Consider the following 3,378-nt stretch of genomic DNA (forward strand, 5'->3'; position numbering starts at 1 on the left):
CCCCCCCCCCCCCCCCCCCCCCCCCCCCCCCCCCCCGGCGCCAAAAGAACCCCCTGGCCCCAAGAAGAACGCCCCACAATCACCCACCCCCATATCCGTCCCCCATTTGACCCAAATCAACCCTCTATATAACTAGGAGTGATAAGTTAATAACAACAAAAAGTAACCGCCTCGGAGCCCTCCGCAATGCCCCCTTCACCCGCCCCTCCAGCACCCCCTCTACCCAGTAAACGCGGCTTCCTGAAAGGACTCCTTGGCCTGAGCGCCGCCGCCACCATCATCCCGATCCACGCCGAAGCCACCGGCCTGAACGGCCAACCTCCGCGCCGCCCCGGCATCCCCGGCAAGCGCTACGGCATGGTCGTCGACATGCGCAAATGCATCGGCTGCCAATCCTGTACGGTCAGCTGTTCCATGGAAAACCTGCCCCCCATCGGGCAATTCCGCACCACCGTCCTGCAATACGAAGTCACCCCCGACGATGGCAGCGCCGCCGCCATGGTCATGCTGCCGCGCCTGTGCAACCACTGCGACAACCCGCCCTGTGTCCCCGTCTGTCCCGTGCAAGCCACCTTCCAGCGTGAAGACGGCATCGTCTTGGTCGACAACGAACGCTGCGTCGGCTGCGCCTACTGCGTGCAAGCCTGCCCCTATGACGCCCGTTTCATCAACCACGACACGCAAACGGCCGACAAGTGCACGTTCTGCGAACACCGCCTGGAAGCCGGCCTGCTGCCCGCCTGCGTGGAAAGCTGCGTCGGCGGCGCGCGCGTCATCGGCGACATGAACGACCCCGACAGCGCCATTTCCCGCCTGCTGGTCGAACACAAAGCCGACATCAAAGTCTTGAAGCCGGAAATGAAGACCGACCCCCACGTCTATTACATCGGCCTGCCCGACGCGTTCGTGCACCAGGTAGACGGCCAGGCCGGCGTACGCCTGGCTGGCGGACATTGAGCCAACACAGGGGACTTTCATGCAGATCTCGGAATTGCTCACACCGGTCTATGACGCCGCCTGGCTGCCTTGGGCCGTGCAGTACTTCTTCCTTATCGGCATCAGCGCCACCACCGCGCTGACCGCCGCCTTTGCCGCCTTTGGCTCCCAAGGCTCGCCGGCGCGCCGATTACTGCCCGCGGCAGTGACGGTGCTGCTGGTCACCGCCGTCGCCGCGCCCGTGTCGCTGCTGGCCGACCTGCACCAGCCCGGCAGGTTCTGGCACTTCTACACGCAAGCCACGCCGTGGTCATGGATGTGGCTGGGCGCCTTGCTGCTGCCCGTGTTCGCGGGGCTGGCCGTACTGTTCTGCGCCGCCTGGTGGTGGGGCCGCATCGGCTGGGCACGCCTGGTGGGCGTGGCCCTGGCGTTGTCCGCCGTCTCGATCCTGGTCTATACCGGCGCCGAAGTCATGGTGCTGCGTTCGCGGCCCCTGTGGCACACGGTGTTTTTGCCCGTGAACTTCGCGTTGACCGCCTGGTTGGGCGCGCTGGGCGCCATGTTCCTGGTGGGCCGGTGGCTGCCGGGTGGCATGAAGGCCTTGCCGGTGGGCATGCTGCGCCAACTGAGTCTTGCCGCGGTCGTGCTGATGGCGCTGGGCGCCGGCGCATGGGGCCTGCTGGGCACCCTGGGCATTGACCCGTCGTTCGACGCCGCCTTGCGGCTATTCGCCGACTTCCCCATCTGGCGCATCAGCCTGGCGGGCGCGGTCATCACGGCCTTCTGCATGATCGCGCTGCTGCAGCGTCCGGCACGCGCGCTGGCCGCGCCGCTGCCGTCCGCCGCGCTGGCGCTGACCATGCTGGCCGCCGCGTGGATCTTCCGCTGGGTCGTGTTCATGAGCGTGCAGGGCGTGCCCAAGTACGGCGCCGGCTTGTACCTGTACGACATGCCTTGGGGCAGCGATGGCCTGCTGGGCATGACCGGCGTACTGGGCCTGTGCGTGGCGCTGGTTACCGCCACGGCCTGGGCCCTGGAACGGTTCCCGGCGCGCGCGCGCGGCATGGCGGCCTGACCCGCCGCAAGACGAATGCACATGGAAGACAAAGCAATGGACAAGCAACACGAAGACGACAAGCCTGGCGCCGCCAGCATGCCTGATGCCCCTGATGCCCCTGATGCGGCCGGCACGCCCGGCGATGCCGTGGCCGACGCGGCACGACGCAAGCTGATGGTGCGAGGCGGCCTGGTCGCCGGCGGCATGGCGGCCTTCGCGGCCGGCTACGGCGAGACCGTCGCCCGCGCCGTGAAAGGCCTGGCGCACGGCACCGCCGGCGTCGCGACCGCGCACGCCGTGCGCGGCAATTCGCTGACCGCGGAGTTTCGCATCGACCCGTTGACCGGCGCGTTGGCTGCCCAGCCGGGCCAGACGGTCAGCCCATCCAGCTGCCTGGGCTGCTGGACCCAATGCGGCGTGCGTCTACGCGTGGATACCAAAGAGAACCGCATCCTGCGCGTGGCGGGCAACCCCTACCATCCGCTGGCAACCACGCGCCCCGCAGCGATGGAAACCCCGGTGCGCGAGGTCTATGCGCAGCTGGGGGGCGAAAACGGCCTGGAAGGCCGCGCCACATCATGCGCCCGCGGGTCGGCCATGCTGGAACAGATGAACAGCCCGTTCCGCGTGCTGCAACCCATGAAACGGGTCGGCGGGCGGGGCGAGGGCAAGTGGCAAAGCATCTCGTTCGAACAACTGGTGCAGGAAGTGTGCGAAGGCGGCGACCTGTTCGGCGAAGGCCACGTGGAAGGCTTGCGTGCCATCTTCGACCGCGACACGCTGCTGGACTCCGATAATCCCGAATACGGCGCCAAGGTCAACCAGTTCCTGTTCACCGATGCTTCCAACGAAGGCCGCACGCCGCTGATCCAGCGCTTTGCCGGGCAGTCGTTCGGCACGGTCAACTTCAGCAACCACGGTTCGTACTGCGGGCAGAGCTTCCGCGTGGGCGCGGGCGCCGCGCTGGGCGACTTGAAGAGCATGCCGCACGGCAAACCCGATTGGGATAATGCGCGCTTCGGCCTGTTCATCGGCGCGGCGCCGGCGCAAGCGGGCAACCCGTTCCAACGCCAGGCCCGGCAACTGGCCGAAGCGCGGGTGCGGCCGGAAGCGGACAGCTTCACGTACGTGGTGGTTTCGCCCGTGCTGCCCGCATCCTCAAGCCTGTCGGCCGGTGCTGGCAACGAATGGGTGCCCGTGAATCCCGCCAGCGACCTGGCATTGGCGATGGGCCTGATCCGTTGGATCCTCGACAACGAGCGCTTCGACGCCCGCATGTTGGCGCAGCCCGGCCCCAACGCCATGAAGGTGGCGGGGGAAGCGGCCTGGACCAACGCCACGCATCTGGTGGTGGCGGAACCCGGCCACCCCCGCCTGGGCACGTT

Annotated in this window: 2 protein-coding genes and 1 pseudogene; all 3 read left to right on the forward strand. The window is 67.6% G+C overall.

What is annotated here, in order from left to right; translation table 11 throughout:
- Positions 1–186: 186 nt before the first annotated feature.
- Complete coding sequence (dsrO, locus tag ACE039_RS29790) at positions 187–957, forward strand: sulfate reduction electron transfer complex DsrMKJOP subunit DsrO (RefSeq protein WP_485811658.1); 771 nt, start codon at positions 187–189, stop codon at positions 955–957.
- Positions 958–976: 19 nt separating this feature from the next.
- Positions 977–2,011, forward strand: a complete 1,035-nt coding sequence (gene nrfD / locus ACE039_RS29795; RefSeq protein ID WP_485824140.1) for an NrfD/PsrC family molybdoenzyme membrane anchor subunit — start codon at positions 977–979, stop codon at positions 2,009–2,011.
- Positions 2,012–2,089: 78 nt separating this feature from the next.
- Positions 2,090–3,378 (forward strand): annotated as a pseudogene (locus ACE039_RS29800) (tetrathionate reductase subunit TtrA); the annotation flags it as partial.

This window comes from Achromobacter maghribensis (assembly GCF_057334215.1).